At 61.4% G+C, this 25,027-nt stretch carries 18 protein-coding genes and 2 pseudogenes; 11 read left to right on the top strand and 9 right to left on the bottom strand.

Features of this window, described 5'->3' with window-relative positions; translation table 11 throughout:
• The first annotated feature begins 162 nt into the window (after positions 1–162).
• The gene (locus BFQ00_RS22980) at positions 163–933 is read left to right on the top strand and encodes a ParA family protein (RefSeq protein WP_057724393.1); all 771 of its coding nucleotides are present in this window, start codon (positions 163–165) and stop codon (positions 931–933) included.
• 464 nt (positions 934–1,397) lie between these two features.
• Positions 1,398–1,610, top strand: coding sequence for a DUF6124 family protein (locus tag BFQ00_RS22975; RefSeq protein WP_170827585.1), 213 nt, complete (start codon positions 1,398–1,400; stop codon positions 1,608–1,610).
• 134 nt (positions 1,611–1,744) lie between these two features.
• On the opposite strand, the gene trxC is transcribed toward BFQ00_RS22975, so the two are convergent.
• Complete coding sequence (gene trxC, locus BFQ00_RS22970; RefSeq protein ID WP_065934852.1) at positions 1,745–2,179, bottom strand: thioredoxin TrxC; 435 nt, start codon at positions 2,177–2,179, stop codon at positions 1,745–1,747.
• Between the two features lie 222 nt (positions 2,180–2,401).
• Here trxC and BFQ00_RS22965 point away from each other — a divergent pair, with 222 nt between their 5' ends.
• Positions 2,402–2,698 (top strand): type II toxin-antitoxin system HigB family toxin, encoded by a 297-nt coding sequence (locus tag BFQ00_RS22965; protein ID WP_065934851.1) that lies wholly within the window; start codon positions 2,402–2,404, stop codon positions 2,696–2,698.
• A complete protein-coding gene (locus BFQ00_RS22960; protein WP_057724389.1) occupies positions 2,695–3,096 on the top strand; it encodes a helix-turn-helix domain-containing protein in 402 nt (133 codons plus the stop codon). Before BFQ00_RS22965 ends, BFQ00_RS22960 begins: the two co-directional genes overlap by 4 nt.
• Positions 3,097–3,100: 4 nt before the next feature.
• Here BFQ00_RS22960 and selO read toward each other — a convergent pair whose 3' ends face one another.
• The 5 genes and pseudogenes from selO to BFQ00_RS30530 all read right to left on the bottom strand — a co-directional run.
• Complete coding sequence (gene selO, locus BFQ00_RS22955; RefSeq protein ID WP_065934850.1) at positions 3,101–4,564, bottom strand: protein adenylyltransferase SelO; 1,464 nt, start codon at positions 4,562–4,564, stop codon at positions 3,101–3,103.
• Between the two features lie 48 nt (positions 4,565–4,612).
• Positions 4,613–7,990 (bottom strand): mechanosensitive channel MscK, encoded by a 3,378-nt coding sequence (gene mscK / locus BFQ00_RS22950; RefSeq protein ID WP_065934849.1) that lies wholly within the window; start codon positions 7,988–7,990, stop codon positions 4,613–4,615.
• 49 nt (positions 7,991–8,039) lie between these two features.
• Positions 8,040–9,782 carry a potassium/proton antiporter gene (locus BFQ00_RS22945; protein ID WP_065886587.1) on the bottom strand — a complete coding sequence of 581 codons (1,743 nt, stop codon included), beginning with the start codon at positions 9,780–9,782 and terminating at the stop codon, positions 8,040–8,042.
• A gap of 337 nt (positions 9,783–10,119) precedes the next feature.
• Positions 10,120–10,983, bottom strand: a complete 864-nt coding sequence (locus tag BFQ00_RS30535; protein WP_371914206.1) for a methyl-accepting chemotaxis protein — start codon at positions 10,981–10,983, stop codon at positions 10,120–10,122.
• A pseudogene (locus BFQ00_RS30530) lies at positions 10,975–11,730 on the bottom strand (MCP four helix bundle domain-containing protein); the annotation flags it as partial. The pseudogene BFQ00_RS30530 and the gene BFQ00_RS30535, both read right to left, overlap by 9 nt.
• Positions 11,731–12,021: 291 nt before the next feature.
• Between BFQ00_RS30530 and BFQ00_RS22935 the strand changes: the two are divergent.
• Together BFQ00_RS22935 and BFQ00_RS22930 are read left to right on the top strand one after the other, a co-directional pair.
• Positions 12,022–12,252, top strand: a complete 231-nt coding sequence (locus BFQ00_RS22935; protein ID WP_065934847.1) for a hypothetical protein — start codon at positions 12,022–12,024, stop codon at positions 12,250–12,252.
• Complete coding sequence (locus BFQ00_RS22930; protein WP_057724383.1) at positions 12,249–12,539, top strand: cell division protein ZapA; 291 nt, start codon at positions 12,249–12,251, stop codon at positions 12,537–12,539. Before BFQ00_RS22935 ends, BFQ00_RS22930 begins: the two co-directional genes overlap by 4 nt.
• Here BFQ00_RS22930 and BFQ00_RS22925 read toward each other — a convergent pair.
• Positions 12,536–14,338, bottom strand: coding sequence for an acyl-CoA dehydrogenase (locus BFQ00_RS22925; protein ID WP_065934846.1), 1,803 nt, complete (start codon positions 14,336–14,338; stop codon positions 12,536–12,538). The genes BFQ00_RS22930 and BFQ00_RS22925 overlap by 4 nt on opposite strands.
• Before the next feature lie 159 nt (positions 14,339–14,497).
• Positions 14,498–18,451 (bottom strand): trifunctional transcriptional regulator/proline dehydrogenase/L-glutamate gamma-semialdehyde dehydrogenase, encoded by a 3,954-nt coding sequence (putA, locus tag BFQ00_RS22920; RefSeq protein WP_065934845.1) that lies wholly within the window; start codon positions 18,449–18,451, stop codon positions 14,498–14,500.
• 461 nt (positions 18,452–18,912) lie between these two features.
• Between putA and putP the strand changes: the two genes are divergently transcribed.
• From putP to BFQ00_RS30525, 5 genes and pseudogenes are all read left to right on the top strand, one after another.
• Positions 18,913–20,397: a sodium/proline symporter PutP gene (gene putP / locus BFQ00_RS22915; protein ID WP_065934844.1), complete on the top strand. Its 1,485-nt coding sequence runs from the start codon at positions 18,913–18,915 to the stop codon at positions 20,395–20,397.
• A 200-nt stretch (positions 20,398–20,597) separates the two neighbouring features.
• Entirely contained in the window at positions 20,598–22,616 is a 2,019-nt protein-coding gene (locus BFQ00_RS22910; protein ID WP_065934843.1) for a type VI secretion system Vgr family protein, read from the top strand.
• A complete protein-coding gene (locus BFQ00_RS22905) occupies positions 22,616–23,341 on the top strand; it encodes a DUF4123 domain-containing protein (protein ID WP_065934842.1) in 726 nt (241 codons plus the stop codon). The genes BFQ00_RS22910 and BFQ00_RS22905 overlap by 1 nt, the downstream gene beginning before the upstream one ends.
• Before the next feature lie 80 nt (positions 23,342–23,421).
• Entirely contained in the window at positions 23,422–24,258 is an 837-nt protein-coding gene (locus BFQ00_RS22900) for a 23S rRNA (adenine(2030)-N(6))-methyltransferase RlmJ (protein WP_065934841.1), read from the top strand.
• Between the two features lie 18 nt (positions 24,259–24,276).
• Positions 24,277–24,384, top strand: a pseudogene (locus BFQ00_RS30525) (outer membrane lipoprotein carrier protein LolA); the annotation flags it as partial.
• Here BFQ00_RS30525 and msrA read toward each other — a convergent pair.
• Entirely contained in the window at positions 24,374–25,021 is a 648-nt protein-coding gene (gene msrA / locus BFQ00_RS22895) for a peptide-methionine (S)-S-oxide reductase MsrA (protein WP_065886579.1), read from the bottom strand. The pseudogene BFQ00_RS30525 and the gene msrA sit on opposite strands and share 11 nt — an antisense overlap.
• Positions 25,022–25,027: the final 6 nt, after the last annotated feature.

Genomic DNA, 25,027 nt, shown 5'->3' with positions numbered 1-25,027 from the left:
TCGTTGAAATTTACGCGCTGTGTGCGACAGAAGGTCGAACCGGATTATCGGAACGTTCCCATTCATTTGTGAGCCAGGCACAGCGGATGGATGAACGAGGTAGCTAACCGGCGCTTTTGCGCTCTACACTCGGGTTATTCATTGATACACGGAGGCTTTTCCATGCGGCGCGTGGTGTTCAATCAGAAAGGCGGCGTGGGCAAGTCCAGCATCGCCTGCAACCTGGCGGCGGTCAGCGCCAGCGAAGGTTATCGAACCCTGTTGGTGGACCTCGATGCACAGGGCAACTCCACCCAGTACCTCACCGGGCTGACCGGTGATGACATTCCCATGGGGATCGCCGACTTTTTCAAGCAAACCCTGTCTTCCGGGCCGTTTTCCAAGAAGAACAAGGTAGATATCTACGAAACGCCCTTCGACAACCTGCATGTCATCACCGCCACCCCGGAACTGGCGGACCTGCAGCCCAAGCTCGAGGCCAAGCACAAGATCAATAAGCTGCGAAAGCTGCTGGATGAGTTGAGCGAGGACTACGACCGTATCTACCTGGACACGCCCCCGGCGTTGAATTTTTATGCGGTTTCGGCGCTGATTGCCGCTGATCGCGTGCTGATCCCCTTCGATTGCGACAGCTTCTCACGCCAGGCCCTGTATGGTCTGCTGGCTGAAATCGAAGAATTGAAGGAAGACCATAACGAAGGCCTGGAAGTGGAAGGTATCGTGGTCAACCAGTTCCAGGCCCGGGCGAGCCTGCCGCAGCAGATACTCGACGAAATGATTGCCGAAGGGCTGCCGGTGCTGCCGGTGTACCTGGCCAGCTCGGTGCGCATGCGTGAGTCGCACCAGGAGAACAAGCCGCTGATTCACCTGGACCCACGGCACAAGCTGACGCAACAGTTCGTGGAACTGCATAACCTGCTGGAAAATGCCTGATCTCAAGCGGTACCCAGATTCAATGTGGGAGGGGGCTTGCCCCCGATGCGGTGTGTCAGCCAGCGTATTTGTAGCTGACCCACCGCTATCGGGGGCAAGCCCCCTCCCACATTTGGATTTGGATTTTTCCCGCAAGGTCTGTAGGAAGTCTCTGGCAGCAGGGCATCGGCCTTGTAACCTTGCCTACAGCTACGCCAGAATCCGCCGGCTTGTGCGTCTGGATGGGGGTCTCTAAGGTTTGCCGGTCGCTGAATGTTCAGTGATCGGGTTTAGTAGCCCGCTCAGACGAAAGCATGTGCACCGATCCAAAAGCATGGCGTCTTTGCCTGTCGATGGTAGCTGTGCGCAGGGCACCTTCGGGTGCGCCGGGTTTTGCTTTCGTTCTACCGGTCTACTAACCTGCGTACAGCTGCCGCCCCTTGTTTAGTAGCAAGCAGGCGATGGCCCTGGCAGAGAACGAAAATATGAATTTATTCACCGTTACACCCAACCTTCCCACCGAAGCGCTGGTGATCAACAGCTACGAAACCTTCTCCTCGGTCCGCGCCTTATTGCTCAATCTATCCAACGACCTCACCGGTGAACACCGCGATGTGGCTTTGGCTATCCATCAACTGAGCGAGCTTGGCGTCATGCTGGTCAGCCAGATGATGGACCGAGAAGTCTCCGTGGTCTGAAGTTAAAACGCGGTCAAATGTGGGAGGGGGCTTGCCCCCGATGGCAATAGGTCAGTCAGTACATCTGTGACTGTTACACCGCTATCGGGGGCAAGCCCCCTCCCACACTGTTCAGTGTTGTTCTCAAGGATTGGTCACACCCCTTGGCTACTCAGCCAACTCATCAACTGTGGCAACGGAAAGGCCCCACTCTGGCGCGCCACTTCCCGGCCATTCCTGAACAGAATCAGACTCGGAATCGAGCGAATCCCCAACTGCGCCGACAACTGCTGGTTAGCCTCACTGTCCAGCTTGGCCAACCGGCATTTGCCTTCAAGCTGCCCGGCGGCCTGCTCGAATACCGGCGCAAACGACTTGCACGGCCCGCACCAGTCAGCCCACACATCCACCAGCAACGGCAGGTCGCCCTTGATCTGGCTGGCGTAGTCGCCCTGTTTCAATTCAAAGGGCTTGTTCAACAGCACCGGCTGTTTGCAGCGCCCGCATTTGGGTGCATCACCCAGGCGTGCGCCGGGGATGCGGTTGAGACCGTTGCAATGAGGGCAGGGGATTACGAGAGGTTCAGACATCGGAGGCTCCTGGGGACTGGCCAATAGGTTGTATCTGGTGCCGGGGCTGAGATTTATCAAGGCTGGGTGCAGAGACTCATTCGCTCACAGTTTCTCCCGCGCCGAATGAGTCGTCTGTCTAGGCTTGCTGTTGTGCGCCATTGGTCTGTTTACGGCTATAGCAAATTGCGATAGCCGGAAATCAGGTTTAACCTCCATAGCAAGATGCGATAGGGACGTTGCATGCGAGTCATCAGTGAAAAGAGGATCTGGGAAGCAAAGGAAACATGGCCGCGCTCGGCAACGGCTTTGGACCAGTGGTATCGCGTGATCAAGCGCAACGCCCCCAAGGACTTCGCTGCAATGAAAGCCATGTTTCCCGCCACGGACAAGGTAGGTGAATTTCATGTGTTTGATATTGGCGGTAACAAGCTGAGGTTGATCGCGTCGGTGCAGTATCGAATGCAGCGCGTTTACATCAAGCACCTGCTGGACCACCGCGACTATGAGAAGGACAAATGGAAGGAAAAAAACAGATGAGCGCGCTTATGCAAGTAGCGGCAGAACACTGGCAGTTCGTTTCGCCGGTGCTGCGCAAGCCGGAAAACGAGGCGGACTACGACGCACTGGTATGCGGTCTGGATGAGTTGTTGAGCCTCGTGGGTGAAGACGAGGACAGCCCGCTGATGAGCCTGGTCGACATTCTCAGTGACTGGATCGAAGCGTATGACCGTGAACACCGCCCAATGCCCGTCGCCAGCGGGGTCGATGTGCTGCGCTACATGATGCGCGAGCACAATCTCACCCAGAGCGACCTTCCGGGAGTTGGGGCACAATCAGTCGTCTCTGAAATATTGAGTGGAAAACGCCAGCTCAACGTGCGTCAGATTCGTTGGCTGGCCGAGCGTTTCGGGGTGTCCGTGGAGACCTTTATCTAAGCGGTCAAGACGAACAACTGATCTCCAGATGCTTGCCCCAATCCGGCGGCCGCTGCGCGTACTGCTCCATCCCCGCTTGTTCCTCAAACGGTTTGTTCAGCACTTCATGCAGCCGCCGCACTTCGCTGTAGTCCCCGGACTCGGCGGCGGCGATCGCGTTTTGGGCGAGGTAATTGCGCAGGATGTACAGCGGGTTCACGGCATGCATGCGTTCGCGGCGCTGTGCCTCGCTGTCGTCCCCGTCCCTTGCGACACGGGCCTTGTACTGCTCGGCCCAGGCATCGAAACCGGCCAGGTCGACAAAGTCGTCACGCAAACGCGCCACGGCCAACGCCGCTGATTCATCGCCCAAACGCCGGAAGAACAGGGTGTAATCCACACCGCTGTTCTGCATCAGTTTGAGTAAGCGCTCCACCAGCTTCTGATCATCCTCTTCGGCGGTGGTCAGACCCAACCGGCGACGCATCAGGTCCAGGTAGTGCGCCTGGTAAATCGGCAGGTACAGGCCGAGGGCTTCCTTGAGTGCGTCAACGCTGATAAACGGCGTCAGCGCCTGGGCCAGCGCGCTGAGGTTCCACTGCCCGATCGGCACCTGATTACTGAAGGAGTAACGCCCTTCATGATCGGAATGGTTGCAGATGAAGTGCGCGTCGAAGTCATCCAGAAACGCAAACGGCCCGAAGTCGAAGGTGATGCCCAGGACCGACATGTTGTCGGTGTTCATCACGCCGTGGCAGAAACCATACGCCTGCCATTTGGCGATCATCTCGGCGTTGCGCTCAACGATCTCGCGGAACATCGCCAGATACGGCTCAGGCTGTTCGCGGCACTCGGGGTAATGCAGGTTCAATACGTGTTCAGCCAGCTCGGCCAACTGCTCGGGTTTCTGGGTGTAGTAGAAGTATTCGAAGTGCCCGAAGCGGATATGGCTGGGGGCCAGGCGCAACACCATGGCCCCGCGCTCCTGCTTCTCACGCCACACCGGCGTGCTGGAGCCGATCACGCACAAGGCGCGGCTGGTGGGGATGCCCAATGCATGCAGCGCTTCAGAGGCGAGGAATTCGCGGATCGAGGAGCGCAATACCGCGCGCCCGTCGCCCATGCGTGAGTAGGGCGTCATGCCGGCGCCCTTGAGGTGCAGGTCCCAATGCTCGCCGGCCTGGTTATACACCTCGCCCAGCAGCAACCCTCGGCCATCGCCCAGTTGCGGGGTGTAGCCGCCGAACTGGTGCCCGGAATAGACCATCGCCCGCGGCTGCGCTTCGGCCCACAGCTTATGGCCGCCGAACAGTTCGGCAAACACGGGCGTTTCGGCCACGGCCGGGTCGAGGTCGAGCAGGGCCATGGCGGCGTCGCTCGCCACCACCAGGCGAGGCTCGTCCAGGGGCTCGGGCAGCACGTGGGTTGAGAACGCATCGCCCAGGCGTGCGAAGCGGTTGTCGAAGGTCAGTTCGTCGAGGGCTTTCACCGGGCATCTCCAGCAGGATGCCCCAGCATTTGGCTGGGGCTCAGTTCGTTAGTCGAGTTTGCTCGGCGGGGGTTCAGGCGCATCTTCGACCTTTGCGGCGGGCGGCTCGGGGGCATCCTGCTCGGGCGCGACGATGGTCTTGCGTTCGTCCTCCACCGGCACCAGTTTGTATTCCTGGCCGTGCATGTTCTTCAAGTACACCTCCATCTGTCGGAACGAGATGTTGATGTGCTGCTTCTTGAACTCACGGTTGATATAGCGGTTGACCTCGTCCAGCACCGGGTTGCGGTCGCCCAGGTCGCGCACGTGCATGCGCAGCTCGTGGTCGAGGGTGCTTTCGCCGAAGTTGAGGAAATACACATGGGGTTCCGGTTCCTTCAGTACCCGTGGGTTTTCCCTGGCGGCCTTGAGTAGCAACTCCTTCACCAGATCCAGGTCGGAGCCGTAGTCCACGCCCAGTTTCAGGGTCACTCGCGTGATGGTGTCGGTCAGCGACCAGTTGATCAGTTGCCCGGTAATGAAGGTCTTGTTCGGGACAATGATGTCCTTGCGGTCGAAGTCGGTGATGGTGGTGGCGCGGATGCGGATCTTGCTCACCGTGCCCGACAGGTTGCCGATGGTGATGGTGTCGCCGATGCGCACCGGGCGCTCGAACAGGATCATGATGCCGGAGATGAAGTTGGCGAAGATTTCCTGCATCCCGAAGCCCAGACCCACCGACAATGCCGCCACCAGCCATTGCAACTTGTCCCAGCTCACGCCCAGGGTGGACAAGGTGGAGACGAAACCGACGCCGGCGATCACATAGGACAGCAATGTCGTGGTGGCATAGGCGCTGCCTTGCGCCAGTTCCAGCTTGGACAGCACCAGCACTTCGAGTAAACCTGGCAGGTTGCGCGCCAGGGCGAAAGTGATACCGATGATGATCAACGCGCCGAGCAAGTCGCCGATGCTGATGGGCACCATGCTGATATTCGCACCGGTGCCGCTGGTGTATTCGTACAGCGTGACGTTATCCAGGTAGGAAAATACCGAGATGAGGTCCGACCACACCCAGTACAGGGCTGCGATAAAGCCGCCGAGCAGAGCGAGGCGGATCAGGCGCAAGGATTGTTCGTTGACCTTTTCGATGTCCAGGGTCGGCTCTTCAACCACCGCTTCGCCTTCACCGGCTTCCTTGGCGGCCTGGCGTTTGGCCAGGGCGCGCGCATAGGCCAGGCGTCGGGCGGCCACGCTCAGCCAGCGCACGAAGGTGGCTTCGATCACCAGCCAGAACATCAGCAGGTACAAGGTGTTGATCAAGCGGTCGCTGAGCTTGAGCGCGGTGTAGTAGTAGCCGAAGCACACCGCAATAAACAGCGCAATCGGCAGGGCGGTGAACAACAGGCCCACGGATTTGCGAAACAGCGAGGCTTTTTCGTGGGTTGGGCTGTTGAGCAGCAGGCGACTGAGCAACCACGCCATCAGGGCGTAGCAGGTGAGGACCACGGCGATGCCCAGCACGTCTTCGGCGAGTGCCGCCGGTTGGTGCTCGGCGATGGCCACCACGGCCACCAGGGCCAGTACCACCAGCCCGAGCTTGCGCACCCAGCCCTGGAGGAATTCGACCTGGGGCTTTTCCCAGCGAAAGTGCAGCTCGGCCACGCCGCCGGGCGCGAGGATGCGGTAGGCGGTGTAGAACACCAGCCACGCCTGGGCGATCTGCAGCAGGGCCGAGCCCAGGTTGGCGTTCTGCCCACGGGCGTCAATCTGCAAGGCATAGCCGCACAGCGCCAGGCCCAGGGATACCGGCATTGCCAGCAGGATATTGATCAGGATCGCCTGCGGCGTGTGCCACTGGCTGTCGCGCTTGAAGTGACCGATGTCCAGGTGAACCTTGTTCAGGCGCTGATACAGCGCCTTGCGCCGCCACAGCAGCGCGCCGATCAACAGCAGCAGCGGCAGGAACAGCAGCGGACGCTGGGTCAGGCCGTCATACAACTCGCTGACGCTGGAGGCCCAGGGCAGGGTGGTGACTTGCTTGGTCAGGTGCGCCGGTACGGTTTCCAGCCACTCGGTGTCCAGCGGTTTGTTACTCGGAATCCAGAACATCTGCTCATCGAGCGTGGCGCGCAGGGTGGTGGCGGTGCTGAGCAGTTGTTTCTGGTTCAGTTGCAGGGTGATGGATTCGTTGAGCAGCGCGCTCAATTCTCGGCTCAGGCGCTCCAGCAGGTCGCTGCGGGTGATCGCCAGTTCCAGCAGGGTGCGGCGCAATTGCGGGGTGACGTCGTCCGGCGGCTGGTTGGCCAGCAGGTTATCCACATAGGCGCTGGGAGAGCTGATCAGCTCGCGCTGCTGGTTGACCTCGAACTGGTACAGGCGAATGTTGGCGATGTCGTCGGCCAGGTCGCGGTCGACGGTCAAGCGCGGCAGGGCCTGCTTCTGTTTGTAGAGGATCTTGGACAGCAGCAGGCTGCCCTTGAGTACGTTGATCTGTTCGTCCAGCGCCGAATCGCTTTGGGTCACGGTGTCCAGTTGCTGCTTGGTCTGCAGGTTTTTCTGGGTCAGGTCGTTGAGGCGGTCGGTGCTTTTGAGCAGGTAGTCGGAGAGCTTCAGGTTGGCCGCGCTTTCCGTGGCCAGCAGGCTGCTGCCGCCGGCTTTCTGCGCTTCGATGGACTGTTGGGTCACCGTCTGCTGGGACTGGGCCAGGCGTTTCTGGTTGATCAGGGTTTGCAGGTCCTGGATTTCCTGCTCCAGGCGTGTGGTTTTTTCCTGGATCAGGTCGTGCTGGCTGTTGCCCAGGTCTTGCAACTGGCTGTTGCCGGCCAGTTCCTGACGGCGCAAGGGAATCAACGCGTTCAGGGCGGCGAGTTCGGCGTTGAGCTGGTTGCGCTGGTCGGCGTTGAGGGCTTTGCCGTTGTCCTTGCCGGTCTTGAGGGTCGCATTGATTTGCTGGATGCGCGTCTGGCTGCTGCTGATCTCGGTCTGGGCGCGCTCGGGCCGGGTCTGGGCGGCGATGGTCAGGCTGTTGGCGTCGGCCAGCTCTTTTTGCAGGTCGCCTTGCTGGGTACTGCGCTGCACCAGTAATTGCTCAAGCTGCGGCACCGGCAGGCTGGCGTAGCGTTGGGCCACCGGGACGATTTTGGTGGCCTTGAGCCGGGTCAGCTCGCGCTGGTTGTCGACCGTCTGGCGCGGCGCGTCCTCAAGTTGGCGTTTGAGGTCGGCCAGGCGCTGCTCGTAATCCTGCTTGTTGGCCAGGTACGTCAGGGTCTGTTGCAGGATGCCCTGCAATGCCTTCATGTCGGCGTCGGGCAGCTTGCGGTCGGGCAGCTTGTCCAGGGTTTGCTGGATAGCGTCGGCACTGGGCGGGTCGGCGGCGTGGACGGTGCCGACACAAAGGGTCAGGCCCAGCAGGGCAGTAGCGAGAAAAGTGCGCAGGATTGGCATAGAGACCGGTCGAGCAAGGTGAAGAATCGGGGCGTTGTCGCCCCGCAGTTTAGAGGAAGAGCCCGGGGCCCGGGCGACTTCCTTCGGGGAATCTGACGCCGACTTTGCCAATCTTGTTCCCGTCCATGACTGCGACGGTCCAGATGGTGTTGTTCCACTCCACCTGGTCGCCCACCACCGGCGCACCGCCGACTTTCTGGGTGATGAAGCGGCTCAACGGCATGTCCGGGTCGATACCCTCCAGCTTGAGGCCGTACAGCGCCGACACCGCGCCCAGCTGGGCGTCGCCTTCAAGGACGAAGTCGCCGAAGAAGCGCAGGTCCAGGCCTCGTTGCGGTGCCTGGCTGAACAGTTTGCCCAGGGCCGGCAGGTTGTGTTCATGGCCGATGACGCAGAGCAAATCATCGACTTCCAATACCGTACTACCCGACGGATGGAGCAGTTGCTGGCCACGGAACAGCGCGGCGATCCGCGTGCCCTCGGGCATTTTCAGCTCGCGCAGGGCGGCGCCGATGCACCATTTTTCCGCGCCAAGGCGGTAGACGAACAGCTCCCACTCGCTGGTGACGTGCACTTCCAGGGCGGCGCGGGAAATCGGCGCCGGGTCCGGCGGAACGGTGACTTTGAGCAACTTGGCCACCCACGGCAGGCTGGTGCCCTGCACCAGCAGCGACACCAGCACGATAAAGAACGCCAGGTTGAAGTACAGCTGCGCATGGGGCAGGCCGGCCATCAGCGGGAACACCGCGAGAATGATCGGCACCGCACCGCGCAGGCCGACCCAGGCGATAAAGGCTTTTTCGCGACTGTGGAAGGCCTTGAACGGCAGCAGGCCGACCATCACCGACAGCGGGCGCGCAAACAGGATCATCCACAGCGCCAGGCCCAGGGCGGGCAGGGCGATGGGCAGCAAGTCATGGGGCGTGACCAGCAGGCCCAGCACCAGGAACATGCCGATCTGCGCCAGCCAGGCCATGCCGTCGAGCATATGCAGGATGCCGTGGCGGCTGCGCACCGGACGGTTGCCGATCACCAGGCCGCACAGGTACACGGCGAGAAAACCGCTGCCGTGCAAGGCGTTGGTCAGGGCGAAGACGAACAGGCCGCCGGCGATCACCAGGATCGGGTACAGGCCGTTGGCCAGGTTGATGCGGTTGACCATTTGCAGCATCAGCCAGCCGCCGCCCAGGCCGACCAGGCCGCCGATGCCGAATTCACGGATCAGGTGGGTCAGCAGGCTCCAATGCAGGCCGGTCTGGCCGCTGGCGAGCATGTCGATCAGGGTCACGGTGAGGAACACCGCCATGGGGTCGTTGCTGCCCGATTCGATTTCCAGGCTGGCGCTGACCCGTTCGTTCAGGCCCTTGCCGCCCAGCAGCGAGAACACTGCCGCAGCGTCCGTGGAGCCGACGATGGCGCCGATCAGCAAGCCCTGGATGATATTGAGGTCAAACAGCCAGGCCGCCGCCATGCCGGTGAGGCCGGTGGTGATCAGCACGCCCACTGTAGCCAGGGACAGCGCCGGCCAGAGCGCCACACGGAAACTCGCCACCCGCGTGCGCAAACCGCCGTCGAGCAGGATCACGGCCAGGGCGAGGTTGCCCACCAGGTAGGCGGTCGGGTAGTTATCGAAGATGATACCGCCGCCATCGACGCCGGCGATCATGCCCACGGCCAGGATGATCACCAGGATCGGGATGCCCAGGCGTGACGAAAGAGAACTCACCAGAATGCTCGCACTCACCAGCAACGCGCCGATCAAGAACAGGCTGTTGATGGTCGTCGCATTCAAAGGCAGTACTCCAGAGCAGGGAAGACAGGGCGCAAACTGACCATGCAGTCTGCGTGCCAGGGATTCTAACCTGTTGAATTGCTGCGCTGTCAAAAAGCTTTTGTGGGGGGAATCCCATAATGAAGGTTCTACACAGATCCAGATGTGGGAGGGGGGCAGGCCCTGATGCCAGTGTAGGAGCGAGGGGGGCGCCTAGCTCTTGCTCGCGAAAAACTCACAGGCACCGCGTTCATTCAGGAAGCACGCGTTATCGTTGACGTTTTTCGCGAGCAAGCTCGCTCCTACAGACTGGCATCAGGGCAAGCTCGCTCCTACATTTTCAAGCCAGTGCCGTCAGTCAGAGACGGAAGCGGCCGACCATGCCATTCAAATCCACCGCCAGGCGCGACAGCTCGCTGCTCGCCGCGCTGGTCTGGCTGGCGCCGGTCGCCGATTGCACCGACAGGTCACGGATATTCACCAGGTTGCGGTCCACTTCCCGTGCGACCTGCGCCTGTTCCTCCGCCGCACTGGCGATCACCAGGTTGCGCTCGTTGATCTCGACAATTGCGGTGTTGATGGTGTCCAGCGACAGCCCCGCGCCCTTGGCGATGTTCAGCGTCGATTCGGCGCGCTCGGTACTGTTGCGCATCGAATCCACCGCGTGCTCGGTGCCGGCCTGGATGCTGCCGATCATGCGTTCGATCTCGCTGGTGGACTGCTGGGTACGATGGGCCAACGCGCGCACCTCATCCGCCACCACCGCAAAACCACGCCCGGCCTCACCCGCCCGCGCCGCTTCGATGGCCGCGTTGAGGGCCAGCAGGTTGGTCTGGTCGGCCAGGCCGCGGATCACGTCCAGTACCTTGCCGATATCGCGCGATTCATTGGCCAGCTCACCGATCAAGGTCGCGGTGGCTTGTACGTCGCCGCTCATGCGTTCGATGGCGCTGACGGTTTCCTGCACAAGGTCACGCCCGTCGCCGGCGGAGGTGGTGGCGTTGCGCGAGGCTTCAGAGGTGCTCACGGCATTGCGTGCGACTTCCTCGACCGCGCTGGTCATCTCGTTGACGGCGGTGGCCGCCTGTTCGATTTCGTTGTTCTGCTGGGTCAGGCCGCGCGCGCTTTCGTCGGTGACGGCGTTGAGCTCTTCGGCGGCCGACGCCAGTTGCGTGGCCGAGCCGGCGATGCGTTGCAGGGTGTCGCGCAGTTTGTCCTGCATCTTGGCCATGGCGGCCAGCAGGCGCCCGGCTTCATCGTTGCCGTCGACCTTGATCGGACGCGTGAGGTTGCCTTCGGCCACTTCTTCCGCCGCTTCCAGGGCCTGGGAGATCGGCACGGTGATGCTGCGGGTCAGCAGCCAGGCGAACAACAGGGTCAGCGCGGTGGCGATCACCAGCAGGCCCACGACCATGTTGAAGGCCAGGTTGTACTGGTCTTCGGCCTGCTGGTTGGTGTCCAGGGCCATGGCGTTGTTGATTTCCAGCAGGCGGTTGAGTACCCCGTTGACCTGCTCGGAGTTGGTCAGCAGTTCGGTATTGAGCAGGGCGCGCAATTCATCGACCTGATTGGCCCGTGACAGGCTCTTCATACGCTCTTCGATCTGATGGTACTGAGCCAGCAATCGCACGTATTCGTTGTAGGTCGAACGTTCTTCGCTGGTCTCGATCAGCTTTTCATACACGCCTTGGGCGGTGCGGATCTGCTGGTTGCGCAGGTCGAAGGCTTCCAGGGTCTTTTGCTGCACGTCCGGCTCGCGGTTGGTGAGCAAGCGGTACGACAACACGCGCAGGCGCAATGTCAGTTGGGTGAACTCGTCGAGGGCGCGGATGCTGGGTACGCTGGCCAGGGTGATGTCTTCGGTGGCCGCTCGGATCTTGCTCATCTGGTTCAGCGCGAACACGCCGAGAAACAACATCAAGGCGCCGATAAACGCGAAGCCGAGGAAGGCCCTCGGCGCGATATTCATATTACGAAGAGACATGCTGGAATCCTGGGGGGAGCGCGATCCGTGCGGCCATGAGGTGGTGTGTGCATCGCGTATCGGCCCTACGACTAAAGTCTTAAGGGACTGTGCGTTTTTGTCGCATCTGACCAGGGGTTTCAGCGATTCAGGAACCAGATTGGGTAATTGCAGTCACTAAGGCTCGAAAGTGCGGCCCGGGCCTTCGGAATCGGGCTGCGCGCCGGGGGATAACCCTGGCATCCGAGGTGAATTTTCTTTATCGTCACCGCCCTTTTAAAAGCTCGAGAAATCAAAATGTTAGAAGCATCCCTCAGCCAACTGGAACAACTGGTCAGCGACCTCGTACAGCAGAATCAAGACCTGCTGGGCAGCAACGAATCCCTCAAGGCGGAGCTCGCCCGTGCCAGGGACGAAAACGACAGCCTGCAACTGAACCTGATGGAACAGGAAGAAAAACACGGTGCCACCGCCGCCCGTATCCAGGCACTGGTTGATCGTGTAAGCGCAGGGCCTGTCAGCGCATGAACGAAGGGATAAAGGTCGTTTCGATTCTCGGAGAGGATTACTCGATCAAGGCACCGGCCGGGGAAGACCAGACCCTGATGCACGCCGTGACTATGCTCAAGGCCTCCCTGGCCACCACCAAGAAAAAGTACCCGACCCTGATCGGTGACAAATTATTGGTACTGGCCGCGCTGAACCTGTGCGCCGAGCAAATCGAAATGCAGCAGGCTCACCAACAGGAACTCGACCGTTACCAAGAGCAAGTCAGCGCCACGGTCGAGGTGATTTCCAAGGCAATCCAGCCTTAAAACCACGCCTCCTGCATGCCCAGGCACGTATCGTCACGTGCCTCCAGAATCGCCAGTTCATGATGGCAGCCTGGTACTTCCCAGGTCAGGAAGTACCGGGCGGCCTGGAGCTTGCCTTTATAGAAGGCCACATCGGCCGCGTTGTCCCTGGCCAGTCCTTCTTCGGCGCGAATCGCCTGTTCCAGCCAGCGCCAGCCAATCACCGTGTGCCCGAACACCTTCAGGTACAGCGCCGAGTTCGCCAGGCTGCTGTTGACCTTGCCCTGGGCGAGATCGCCCAGCAGGCCGAGGGTGACGCTTTGCAGGCGACTGACCAGGTGCTCCAGTGGTTGCCTCAGCGCGGTCAGCGATGGGTACTGCTGTGCCCGCGCGCCTGTCTCGGCGATCAGCCGAATCAATTGCTTGAGCCCGGCACCGCCGTTCTGCGCCAGTTTGCGCCCGAGCAAATCCAGGGACTGGATGCCATGGGTGCCTTCGTGGATCGGGTTCAGGCGGTTATCGCGGTAGTACTGCTCCACCGGGTACTCACGGGTATAGCCATGGCCGCCAAGAATCTGGATCGCCAGTTCGTTGGCCTTGAGGCAGAACTCCGACGGCCAGGATTTGACGATGGGGGTCAGCAGGTCCAGCAGCTCGTGGGCCTGTTTGCGTTCGTCGTCGGTCGGCAGGGTGGTGGTGTCGTCGAACAGCCGCGCGGCATACAGGCCGAGGTCGAAGGCGCCTTCGACATAGGCTTTTTGCGTCAGCAGCATGCGCTTGATATCGGCGTGCTGGATGATCGATACCGGCGCGGTGCCTGGGTCCTTGTTGTCCGGCATGCGGCCTTGCGGACGTTCGCGGGCGTACTCCAGCGAGTAAAGATAGCCCGCATAACCGAGCATCACCGCGCCCATGCCCACGCCGATGCGGGCTTCATTCATCATCTGGAACATGCAGCTCAGGCCCTGGTGCGGTTTGCCCACCAGGTAGCCGACACAGTTGCCGTTATCACCGAAATTAAGTGCTGTGGACGTGGTGCCGCGCCAGCCCATCTTGTGAAACAGCCCGGCCAGCAGCACGTCGTTGCGCTCGCCCAGGCTGCCATCATCGTTGACCAGGAATTTGGGCACGATAAACAGCGAAATGCCCTTCACCCCGGCCGGTGCGTCGGGCAGCTTGGCCAGCACCATGTGCACGATATTTTCCGACAGCGGGTGGTCGCCGCCGGAGATAAAGATTTTATTGCCCTTGAGGCGATAGCTGCCGTCCGCCGCAGGCTCTGCGCGTGTACGAATATCCGACAAAGACGAGCCGGCATGCGGTTCGGTGAGGGCCATGGTGCCGAAGAAACGTCCGTCGATCATTGGCTGCAGGAAGCGTTTTTTCTGCTCCTCGGTGCCAAAACTTTCAATCAGGTTGGCGGCACCCATGGTCAGGAACGGGTAGGACGTGGACGCGGCGTTGGCCGACTGGAAGTGTGCAAAGCAGGCCTGGGACAGCAATGTAGGCAGCTGCATGCCACCGGCTTCGAAACTGCGCGCGGCGTTGAGAAAACCGGCTTCAAGAAAGGCATCCACGGCCGGCTTTACTTCCGGAATCAGGATCGCCTTGCCGTCTTCATAGCGCGGTTCGTTTTCATCGTTCTTGCGGTTGTGCGGCGCGAAGTGCTTTTCGGCAATGCTGCGCGCCGTGCTGATGGCGGCATCGAAGGTTTCGCGATTGTGCTCGGCAAACCGCTCGCGCTGGGTCAGGCCCTCGGCATCGAGGACTTCGTACAGCTCGAAAGCCAGATTGCGGGAACTGAGCAGCGTCTCGGACATGGCGGATTACCTTTGAAGGAATTGGCCTGAGTCTAAGTGCGCGAATGGAGGGTGGATAGCAAGATTGATCTGGGTGATAGAGGGGCAAAACGCAGGCAGGGAATTGAAATGGGGCCAAATGTGGGAGGGGGCTTGCCCCTCCCACATTTTTTACCGCGTTTAACCGATGGTCATCAGGCTGGCGTTACCGCCTGCCGCAGCGGTGTTGACGCTCAATGCCCGCTCGATCACCAGGCGCTCCAGCGCAATTGCCGTTTCGCCCTGCGACAGACCATGCACGCCAACAATCGCACCGCCACGCTGCGCCACTTGCTGGCACACCGCGCGCAGTTGGTCGGAATCACCGTGATGCAGGACCGCGTCGAACACCACGTCGTCCTTGGTCCAGTCGGCCACGCGCTTGATCTTCGTCTGAATATCTTTCGGCAGACGTGGGAACAAGGCCTTGGTCAGCTCGGTTTCCGGCCATACCGCCGAACCGCCCACCGCCAATACCGCGGCCAGTTGGGTCAACAGGTCGCCTTCCACTTCGGCCAGGCACAGCACGTGTTCGCGCGGCAGGATCGCATAGCTGTTGCGCTCGCCGGTCGGGCCGGCCAGTTGGCGGGTGATACCGCTTTGCGACTGTGCGGCAAATTGTGTGCACAGGGCGCTCAGTTCGCTGAACTTATGAGTGTCGGCCCAGGTTTTCAGCGCGGTCAGCGGTTGGCTCATGGCGTCGCGCAGGCGCAGGTCGGGTGCGGTCAAGGCGTCGCCACGTACGAAGGATTGCTCGATCGCATCGGTAGGACGGGTCGACAACAGGCGGTACAGGTACAGCGGACCACCGGCTTTGGGGCCGGTACCCGACAGGCCTTCACCGCCGAACGGCTGCACGCCGACCACGGCGCCGACAATGTTGCGGTTGACGTAGACGTTACCGGCGTTGACGTTGTCGATCACCTTGGCGATGGTCTCGTCGATGCGGGTGTGCACGCCCAGGGTCAGGCCGTAGCCGGATGCGTTGATCTGGCCGATGAGCTGGTCGATTTCTTTACGCTTGTAGCGCACCACGTGCAGCACCGGACCGAAGATTTCCCGTTGCAGCTCGTCGAAGCTTTCCAGCTCGATCAGGGTGGGCATCACGAAGGTGCCACGCTTGATCTCATCGCCATCGGCAATCGCCACCTGGTAAACGTTGCGGCCTTTGTCGCGCATGGCCTGGATGTGTTTCTCGATGCCGGCCTTGGCTTCGGCGTCGATCACCGGGCCGATATCCACCGACAGGCGCTCCGGGTTGCCCAGGCGGCATTCGGCCATGGCGCCCTTGAGCATCTCGATGACACGGTCTGCCGAATCTTCCTGCAGGCACAGGACGCGCAGGGCCGAGCAACGTTGGCCGGCGCTGTCGAAGGCCGACGACACCACGTCGATGACCACTTGTTCGGTGAGCGCCGACGAATCGACGATCATCGCGTTCTGGCCACCGGTTTCGGCGATCAGCGGAATCGGACGCCCCTGGGCATCCAGGCGCCCGGCCACACTGCGTTGCAGCAAGCGTGCAACCTCGGTGGAACCGGTGAACATCACACCTTTGACGCGCTCGTCACCGACCAGGCGGGCACCGACGCTTTCGCCCTGGCCCGGCAGCAGTTGCAGCACGCCTTGCGGGATACCGGCTTCGAGCAGGATGCGCACGGCCTGGGCGGCGACCAGCGGGGTTTGTTCGGCAGGCTTGGCCAGTACCGGGTTGCCGGCGGCCAGCGCAGCGGCAACCTGGCCGCTGAAGATCGCCAGCGGGAAGTTCCACGGGCTGATACACACCACCGGGCCCAAGGGGCGGTGGGCGTCGTTGGTGAAATCGTTGCGTGCCTGTACCGCGTAATAGCGCAGGAAGTCCACGGCTTCGCGCACTTCAGCGATGGCGTTGGCGAAGGTCTTGCCGGCTTCACGGGCGAGCAGGCCCATCAGTGGCTGGATTTCGCCTTCCATCAGGTCGGCGGCGCGTTCCAGGATCGCGGCGCGCTCGGCAGGCGGGGTGGCCTGCCAGATCGGTGCGGCGCTGATAGCGCACTGGATGGCATTGTCGACGTCTTCGACCGTGGCTTCCTGAACATGACCGACCACATCGCGCAGGTCGGACGGGTTCAGCACCGCGGCAGCCGGTTGTTCGCTGGCGGCGCAACCGAGCATCGGCGCGGCTTTCCAGTTGTTGTGGGCGGTGGCCAGCAGGGCGCAGGACAGCGATGCCAGGCGATGCTCGTTGGCCAGGTCGATACCGGCCGAGTTGGCGCGGTCGCGCCCATACAGGTCACGCGGCAGCGGGATACGCGGGTGCGGCAGGCCGAAGCCGCCTTCCACGGTCGCCATCTGCTCGATGCTCGCCACTGGATCGGCCACCAGCTCCTGGATCGAGATGGATTGGTCGGCGATGCGGTTGACGAACGAAGTGTTGGCGCCGTTTTCCAGCAGGCGACGCACCAGATACGCCAGCAGTGTTTCGTGGGTACCGACCGGGGCGTACACGCGGCATGGACGGTTCAACTTGCCTTCGGAAACCTTGCCTACGACCTGTTCGTACAGCGGCTCACCCATGCCGTGCAGGCATTGGAATTCGTACTGGCCGGGGTAATAGTTCTGACCGGCAATGTGGTAGATGGCGGCCAGGGTGTGGGCGTTGTGCGTGGCGAACTGCGGGTAGATGACTTCCGGCACCGACAGCAGTTTGCGTGCGCAGGCAATGTAGGAAACGTCGGTGTAGACCTTGCGCGTATACACCGGGTAGCCTTCCAGGCCTTCGACCTGGGCGCGCTTGATTTCGCTGTCCCAGTACGCGCCCTTGACCAGGCGGATCATCAGGCGGTGGCGGCTGCGGCGGGCCAGATCGATCACATAGTCGATCACGTACGGGCAACGCTTCTGGTAGGCCTGGATCACGAAACCGATACCGTTCCAGCCGGTCAGTTGCGGCTCGAAGCACAGGCGCTCGAGCAGGTCCAGGGACAACTCGAGGCGGTCGGCCTCTTCGGCGTCGATGTTCAGGCCGATGTCGTACTGCTTGGCCAGCAAGGTCAGCGACAAGAGGCGCGGGTACAACTCGTCCATCACCCGCTCGTACTGCGCGCGGCTGTAACGCGGGTGCAGGGCGGAAAGCTTGATGGAGATGCCTGGGCCTTCATAGATCCCACGGCCGTGGGACGCCTTGCCGATGGAATGAATGGCTTGTTCGTACGAGGCCAGGTACTTCTGCGCATCGTGCTCGGTGAGCGCGGCTTCCCCGAGCATGTCGTAGGAGTAGCGAAAGCCCTTGGCTTCGAACTTGCTCGCATTGGCCAGGGCTTCGGCGATGGTTTCGCCGGTGACGAACTGCTCGCCCATCAGGCGCATGGCCATGTCGACGCCCTTGCGGATCATCGGCTCGCCGCTTTTGCCGATGATGCGGCTCAGGGACGAGGTCAAGCCGGCTTCGTTATGGGTGGCGACCAGTTTGCCGGTCAACAGCAGGCCCCAGGTGGCGGCATTGACGAACAACGATGGGCTGTTACCCAGGTGCGGGTGCCAGTTGCCGGTGCTGATCTTGTCGCGGATCAGTGCATCGCGAGTGCCCTTGTCCGGGATGCGCAGCAGCGCTTCGGCCAGGCACATCAGCGCCACGCCTTCCTGGGACGACAGGGAAAATTCCTGCAGCAGGCCCTGAACAATACCGGCACGGCCGCCGGCGCTCTTCTGGTTGCGCAGTTTCTCGGCAATCGTGGCGGCCAGCTTGTTGGTGGCTTCGGCCATGTCGGCCGGCAGACGGGCCTGTTCGATCAGCATCGGCACCACTTCCGGCTCGGGGCGACGGTAAGCGGCGGTGATCGAGGCGCGCAATACGGACTGAGGCAGGATGCTCTCGGCGAACTCAAGGAAGCACTGGTGCGCGTGGTCGGCCTGCACCTCGCCCGCATCATCGGCATCCTTGTTGCTCAAGCCATTGAGCTCGTTCAGGGTTGCACCACCCTCGAGTTTCTCCAGGTAATTGAAAATTGCCTGTTTGATCAGCCAGTGCGGCGTGCGATCAATGGAGGACGCGGCGGCCTTGAGGCGTTCGCGGGTCGGGTCGTCGAGTTTGACCCCAAGGGTGGTCGTAGCCATATTCTTATCCTCATGGGTGCCACTACCGAGTGGCATCTGCTGGCGGCAAGATTAGCTTTGCCCATGGCGAGGTGCAACCGGGTGCAACCCTTTTTGTTCATGAAATTTACGACGCTTGATCGGAAAAAATCCGGCCTTTGACCGAATCGGCGGATTGTCGGTGCATTTGCTTCTGAGATTGAATGTTCTTGCTCCGAAAAGGAGCAAAAACACAGTGTTTGTGCGCAAATGCGCGCAGGTGCAACTTATTCGCAAGAAACTGGTTGCACCTTATTTGCATTGTTGAATAGCATTCGCGCACCAAGGTGCAACCACCTCTACGGTTTGGTTCATCGGCTGGCGGCTTTCCTGGGGAAACGCCAGTCATAAATGCGCGGCATTCAGCATCGTTTATTCGGTTACTACCGGTAGCGGTCTGACAGACCGTCGCTACATAAAAACAAAGCCAGGGCGTCACTTCTATGAGCGTTAGCAATCCCACCCTGATCACGTTCGTGATCTATATCGCAGCAATGGTGCTGATCGGCCTGATGGCCTATCGCTCCACCAACAACCTTTCCGATTACATCCTTGGCGGTCGCAGCCTCGGTAGCGTGGTGACAGCCTTGTCCGCCGGTGCTTCCGATATGAGCGGCTGGTTGTTGATGGGCCTGCCGGGCGCGATCTACATGTCGGGCTTGTCGGAAAGCTGGATCGCCATCGGCCTGATCGTCGGTGCCTACCTCAATTGGCTGTTCGTGGCCGGTCGCCTGCGGGTGCAAACCGAACACAACGGCGACGCCCTGACCCTGCCGGATTACTTCTCCAGCCGCTTCGAAGATAAAAGCGGCCTGCTGCGGATCATTTCCGCCGTGGTGATCCTGGTGTTCTTCACCATTTACTGCGCCTCCGGCATCGTGGCCGGTGCACGTCTGTTCGAAAGCACCTTCGGCATGTCCTACGAGACGGCGTTGTGGGCCGGTGCCGCGGCGACCATTGCCTACACCTTTATCGGCGGTTTCCTGGCGGTCAGCTGGACCGATACCGTGCAAGCCACGCTGATGATCTTCGCGTTGATCCTGACGCCGATCATCGTATTGCTGGCCACCGGCGGCGTGGACACCACTTTCCTGGCCATCGAAGCCCAGGACCCGACCAACTTCGACATGCTGAAAAACACCACTTTCATCGGGATCATCTCGCTGATGGGCTGGGGCCTGGGTTACTTCGGCCAGCCGCACATTCTCGCGCGGTTCATGGCGGCGGATTCGGTGAAGTCGATTGCCAACGCGCGCCGTATCTCCATGACCTGGATGATTCTGTGCCTGGGTGGCACGGTGGCGGTGGGCTTCTTCGGCATCGCTTACTTCTCGGCGCATCCCGAGGTGGCCGGTCCCGTGACCGAAAACCCTGAGCGCGTGTTTATCGAACTGGCCAAGATCCTGTTCAACCCATGGATTGCCGGTGTCCTGCTGTCGGCCATCCTCGCGGCCGTGATGAGCACCCTGAGCTGCCAGTTGCTGGTGTGCTCCAGCGCCCTGACCGAAGATTTCTACAAGGCCTTCCTGCGCAAGGACGCTTCCCAGCTTGAACTGGTATGGGTCGGTCGGATCATGGTGCTGGTGGTGGCCTTGATCGCCATCGCCATGGCCGCCAACCCGGAAAACCGCGTGCTGGGCCTGGTCAGCTACGCCTGGGCCGGTTTCGGCGCTGCCTTCGGTCCTGTGGTGCTGATCTCGGTCATCTGGAAACACATGACCCGCAACGGCGCACTGGCCGGCATCCTGGTGGGCGCAATCACCGTGATCGTGTGGAAACACTTCGAGTTGCTCGGCCTGTACGAAATCATCCCAGGCTTCATCTTCGCCAGCCTGGCGATCTACTTCGTGAGCAAGATGGGTGCACCGACTGCCGGTATGGTCGAGCGCTTTGATGCGGCGGAAAAAGATTACAACCTCAACAAGTAATACCGCTGGGCGTTGATCGCCCGGTCATCGAAAAGAAGGCCTGCGTCCGATGGATGCGGGCCTTTTTTTTGCCTGAGCGATCAGACCTTGAGGATTCCGGCATCGCCGATGTAGGACCTTACTTATTTTCCGGAGCAGTGCCCGACTCGGTAAGCGGCTGTTGCAGAATCGCTCACTCACCCTTCGCAGAGAAACACCGGATGTTCGCTCCTGCCAATCAAAGTGCCTTCAATCTGACCCTGGATGGGGAGCCTTGTGATTTCAAGGTTCATGGATTCATGGGCGATGAATTTATCAGCCTGCCCTTTCGCTTTGACCTTGAGTTGGTCAGCGAACAACCCGACCTTGACCTCGACAGCCTTCTGCACCGCCAGGCATTCCTGGGGTTCGACGCTCAGGGCCATGGCATTCATGGCCAGGTTTACCGCGTCGCGCAAGGCGATTCGGGCAAGCGCCTGACCCGTTACCAGATCACCCTGGTACCGCAGTTGGCGTATCTGGAACACAGCACTCACCAACGGATATTTCAGCAAAAAACCGTGCCGCAGATCATTGCGCGGGTGCTGGAGGCTCAGGAAATCCAGGCCGATACCTTCGTGTTTCGCCTGAGCGGTCAATATCCCGAGCGCGAATACTGTGTTCAGTTCGACGAAACCGATTTGCAGTTCATCCAGCGCCTGTGCGTTGAGTCGGGCATTCACTACCACTTTCAGCACAGTCCCGAGCGCCACTTGCTGGTGTTTGGCGATGACCAGAGCGTGTTCAGGCAGCCGGACCAGGACACGTCTTACTTGGCCGGTTCCGGGATGGTGGCCGGGGCCCCCGCGATCAAGCGCTTTATGTTGCGGCTCGAAACCCGCACTGCCGGCGTGAACCTGCGGGCCTACGACTTCAAAAAGCCCGGCCTGGTATTGGAAGGCACGGCCTCCAGCGGGCAACGCCCGACCCTCGACGAACAACGCTACCCTGGTGATTTTACGGATCGAGCGCACGGCAAGTACCTGGCGCAACGTGTGTTGGAGCGCCATCGCAGTGACTTTCGCCAGGCCAGCGGCATCAGCGACCAGCCGGCCCTGGTCACCGGACAGTTTCTGAAGATGGCCGATCACCCGCGTCAGGAGTGGAATGACCTGTGGCTGGTCACCCAGCTGCACCATACCGGGCAGCAGCCGCAAGTATTGGAGGAGTCTGCGCCTGAGACTTATGGGGATGACGTGCCCGCAGGCTACAGCAACGAATTTGTCGTGACGCCTTGGGAGGTGCCGTTCCGAACGCCTGTGATCATGACCCGGCCGCAGCTGTCGGGTTACCAGAACGCGGTGGTCACCGGGCCTGTCGGCAGTGAGGTGCACTGCGACGAATACGGTCGGGTCAAGGTGCAGATGGCCTGGGATCGCGACGGGGAACACAACGAACACTCCAGTTGCTGGCTGCGCGTGGCGAGCGGCTGGGCCCATGATCGTTACGGGGCGGTGCTGACCCCGCGCGTCGGCATGGAAGTGCTGGTGGGCTTCGTCGATGGCGACGTGGACATGCCGCTGGTGATGGGCTGCCTGCCCAACGCGGCGAATCGTTTGCCCCTCGATCTGCCGGCGGACAAGACTCGCAGTATCTTTCGCAGCCAGAGCAGCCCCGGTGGTGGCGGCTACAACGAACTGCGCATCGAGGACCGCAAGGGCGCCGAGGAAATTTACCTGCGCGCCCAGCGCGACTGGACCCAGCACGTGTTGCGTGACCAGCAGGTGCAGGTCGATAACCAGCGCCGGGTTACGGTGGGCGGCGAGTCGCACCATGAGTTGCAGGGCGAAGAGCAACGCATCACCCACGGCAATCGCCTGACTGAACTCAAGCAGGATGACCACCTGGTGATCGGCGGTTCGCAGCACATGCGTGCCGGTTGCACCCTTCAATTGGGGGCAGGGCAGAGCATCGTCATCGATGCGGGGGCCAGCGTTACGATTCAGGCGGGAGGGCAGTCGATCACGCTGTCGGCGGGCGGCATTTTCAGCAGTGTGCCGATCCAGCCTGGCGGGGCGCCTGCCGCTACGACGGCGCCGTTGACGCCTGGTTTGAAGGAAGCGCTGCAGGCGGTTATCCCGCTCCCCCTGAGCCCTGTGCAGGTAGCCACCCTCAAGCGCAGTGCGCCGTTTTGCGAGGAGTGCGAGCGTTGCCGGGCCGGGCAGTGCGATATCAGCGGGCATGCACGGAGTGTTTCCTGATGCGCACACCCATGGACCCCCGCACTTGGCTGGCGCAGTGCCCTTTGCTTGCCGATGAGCGAATTTATGCCGTACTCGGCAATGCCAGCGACGCCAGGCCGCTCGCTGCCTGGCAAGCCACGGCGGCGGGGCCGCTGCCCCAAGCGATCTGGACAGGCACGGCCTACGCCCAGTGGGAGGCGGTGATGCCTTACGTGGGCATCGTCGAGCCGGGCAGCGCGTTTCTCGATTGGGTAGCCGCCGCGCCAGCCGACGATTGGGGGTGGCTGGCGGTATCTTCCAGCCCACTGGAAAGCGTGCTCGCCCACCTGCAAGGCTTGAGCAAGGTGTTCCTGCCCAATGACCAGGCGGTGTTTTTCCGCTTCTGGGACGGCGCCCGGTTTGAGCCGATGTGGCAGCACTTGGGTGATCAGGCAGGCGAGATCCTGCCGGTGTTTGGGCGTTACCTGATCAATGGCCGGCCGCTGACGGTGGCAACTGGACCGGCCACGCCAGCTCAAGCGTGCCCGTGGTGGCGAGTGCCTGCGTCGTTGCTCAAGCACCTGGAGGAACAGTCGCCGGGCGTGCTGATCGACAACCTGCTGCAATGGCTGCAAGCGCAGCGTCCTGATCTGTGTGCGGCCTTCACGCTGGCCACCTTGCAGCACAAACTGGGCTGGTTCGTGCGCAGGCGGGTGGCCAGTCATGCTGCGCTGGTCGATTACCTCCAGTCGCAGCTGAGTTAGACAAAGACGCCAACCCGCCATGCGGCCCTGCACCTTTGCGCCGGTAGAAGGTAAACTTCGCCCCCTGCGCAGGAGCAACCATGAATTATCGTCACGCCTTTCACGCCGGCAACCACGCCGATGTCTTCAAACACCTGACCTTGACCCGCCTCATCGCCCTGATGTCGCGCAAGGAGCAGCCGTTCGCCTACCTCGATACCCACGCCGGCATTGGTCTGTACGACCTGCAGGGTGACCAGGCCAACCGCACCGGTGAATACCTGGAAGGCATCGCCCGCCTGTGGGGCGCCAACGACCTGCCGCCGCTCACCGCCGATTACATGCGCGTGCTGCACGAGATGAACCCGGATGGCCAGTTGCGCTACTACCCGGGCTCGCCGGAGCTGGCGCGGCGCCTGACGCGGCCTCAGGACCGTGTGTTGCTCAACGAAAAACACCCGGAAGACGGCGTGCTGCTCAAGGACAGCATGAAGGGTGATCGCCGGGTCAAAGTGCACCTGGGCGAAGGCTGGCATGTGCCGCGCGCCTTGTTGCCAGTACCGGAAAAACGCGCGCTGATGCTGATCGACCCACCGTTCGAAAAGCTCGACGAAATGCAGCGCTGCGCGGCGTCCCTCAAGGAAGCCGTGAGCCGCATGCGCCAGACCGTCGCAGCGATCTGGTACCCGGTGAAGGATCAGCGCATGTTGCGCCGCTTTTACCAGGACCTGGCCGGCACCGGCGCACCGAAGTTGCTGCGCGTGGAATTGCTGGTGCACCCGCTGGACACGCCCAACACCCTGACCGGCTCGGGCCTGGCGATTGCCAATCCGCCTTGGGGTCTGGAAGAGGAATTGCGCGAACTGCTGCCGTGGCTGTCCAAGCAACTTGGCCAGACCCAGGGCGGGTGGCAGATGGATTGGCTTATCGCCGAATAACCAATTGTAGGAGCGAGCTTGCTCGCGAAAATCGTTAACGATAACGCGGGAAACCTGACGCCCTGCGGCGCTCTCAGGTTTTTCGCGAGCAAGCTCGCTCCTACAGAGATCGGCGTCAGATCGGGCAGGTCACGCCGGTGCCGCCGATGCCGCAATAGCCCTGCGGGTTCTTCGCCAGGTATTGCTGGTGATACGCCTCGGCGAAGTACACCGTCGGCGCTTCGTCGATTTCGGTGGTGATCTCACCCAGGCCGGCCTTGGTCAGTTCTTGCTGATACGCCTCGGCACTGGCCTTGGCCGCTGCCAGTTGCTCCGGCGTGGTGGCATAGATCACCGAGCGGTATTGGCTGCCGATGTCGTTGCCCTGGCGCATGCCCTGGGTCGGGTTGTGCAGTTCCCAGAACATCTTCAGCAGGTCTTCGTATTTCACTTTGGCCTGGTCATACACCACCAGCACCACTTCGCTGTGGCCGGTCAGGCCCGAGCAGACTTCTTCGTAGGTCGGGTTCGGCGTGAAGCCGCCGGCGTAGCCGACCACGGTACTGACCACCCCGTCGCGCTCCCAGAATTTGCGCTCGGCGCCCCAGAAACAACCAAGACCGAAGATCGCGAAACCGACGTCGTCGGTAAAAGGGCCCAGCAACGGGTTGCCGTTGACGAAGTGAGTTTCGGGCAATGCCATCGGGGTTTCACGGCCGGGCAAGGCTTGTTCTTGAGTAGGCAGCACGTTTTTGTTCACCAGAATTTCCGAGCGCAAGACCATGATCAG

Source organism: Pseudomonas sp. 28 E 9 (assembly GCF_900004785.1).
In the GTDB taxonomy this organism is placed as follows: domain Bacteria; phylum Pseudomonadota; class Gammaproteobacteria; order Pseudomonadales; family Pseudomonadaceae; genus Aquipseudomonas; species Aquipseudomonas orientalis_A.
The sequence above is the reverse complement of the archived record's forward strand: the minus strand, read 5'-3'. Positions and strand labels throughout refer to the sequence as shown.